A 1,621-nucleotide genomic window follows, 5' to 3' on the forward strand; every position below is an offset into this window, starting at 1 on the left:
TAGCTGAGGTAGGAACTAAACCCAGGACGCTTCAAAGCGATTAAAAATCGCCTCCGCCGCGAAGCTGAAATTAACGATCCAGATACTGAAATTGCTCACATTTCCGCGCCTTCCCAGTGACTCTGAAAAAGTCTCACTCACGGTACTTCATGGTCAACGTTGAAATAGAAGGGGACCAGAGGGGATCAGCCTGAAGTAACGATGCGGCGCCTGCCTTTATAAGTGATGAGCCCCCAAACCTCCACAGACATACGCCTCGCATCTATGCGGATGTCATTTGATTCGCCATTACTTCCCCTATCACTATTACGGCGTTTGCAGATCGACTTGAAGGCGCGCCTAGGTTTTAACGCCTAGGTTTTAACGGCTCTTCCGGTTTCGGGGGTGCGTAGCGGAGTGAGGTAGAAAACGACGGGTTCAGCGGGTCACCATAACATGTAGGGCCCCTAGTGGGTTAAGTACTAGGAGTTTTCGCAACTTCAATCTTTAAGATTTCAAGCGGGCTCCGATGGCCGCTTGAAGAAATGCCAACAGAAAGCAAAAGGCCTTTCCATCGTTCCCTTTTTGGAGTCACATGATAGGAACGGCGCAACTCGCTACAGTTCCTCTTCATCTTCCGCCTCAGCATTATCCATGCCAAGATTATTGACGTGCAGGGGATCTGTTTTGTTCATTGGAGGATTCCGAACGCATTCTCTAATTCCATCGATATGTTCACTGAGACTATCAGTAATCGGCGACCACATCGGATCTAGAATAAAATCTATTCCCGACCGACGGGCATGTTTTGCCGCTGGGACGAAGTCACTGTCTCCCGAAATCATGACGATCTGATTGACTTTTCCCTGCTCGGCAAGAGATGCAATGTCCAGCCCAAGCCGCATATCAACTCCTTTTTGAGAAATGCCGAGAACGAAATCCTTTTCAGTCAGATCGTCTACGCCTATTGAACCCCGACATAGTTTCTTGACAGCATCCTCCCTTAGGGTATATCCACCTTGAGTCTCGAGTGGCTCACCTCGCCGCATAGCGACTTTTCGCTTCTTAATGAGGGCTGCGAAGAAGTCGTTGGTCCACTCAAATAAGCTACTTTTCCCGAGATTAACTTGCTGTTGCGTAAGTGGGTGAAACACTACTCGTTGAGACGGCGGACAATCATAGTAGTAAATCCTATAGAGGCCAGAGCGAGAGGCTCGTATATGTCTATGGCAGTATTTTACAAGCTCATTGGCGCGATCCTCCGCGTTTTTATGACCGAACAACGTTGCTGCACGCTTACGATAAAATCCCCCGTCCACTAGGATAGCAGTGGTAATTTCCCTCAACGGCGGCCGAGAAGCCCTACGATCTTTCTTATCCATAGCCACATTCACCACCCAGTCGTTTGACTATTTATAATTATAAGATAACCCCAGTCATCGGCACTCTCCTTATCGCTGGAGGGTCAACGGCTGGGGTTGATAGGTTGCAGGCTACCATATGCTGACCGTAACATCAATTTGTCCTGTTACACAGAGGTTTCTCTGAACTCCGGCGGTAAACGTCCAAAAGCCACTAGACATCACAGTCCTAGCCTGAGTATTCTACCTGCTGAGAGCGGCTTGTTGGTAGGGGTGTTACG

1 protein-coding gene is annotated in these 1,621 nt (G+C 48.8%); it reads right to left on the reverse strand.

All coding sequences use genetic code 11. The features are described 5' to 3' along the window. Positions 1 to 596: 596 nt before the first annotated feature. Positions 597 to 1,361 carry an NYN domain-containing protein gene (locus HMPREF3169_RS06580; RefSeq protein ID WP_061923879.1) on the reverse strand — a complete coding sequence of 255 codons (765 nt, stop codon included), beginning with the start codon at positions 1,359 to 1,361 and terminating at the stop codon, positions 597 to 599. Positions 1,362 to 1,621: the final 260 nt, after the last annotated feature.

Origin of the sequence: Corynebacterium sp. HMSC08C04 (genome assembly GCF_001807495.1) — a bacterium.
Taxonomy (GTDB): Bacteria; Actinomycetota; Actinomycetes; order Mycobacteriales; family Mycobacteriaceae; genus Corynebacterium; species Corynebacterium simulans.

Coding starts and splice junctions, on each gene's coding strand:
- HMPREF3169_RS06580 (WP_061923879.1), bottom strand. CDS start 1,361: ATGGATAAGAAAGATCGTAGGGCTTCTCGGCCGCCGTTGAGGGAAATT.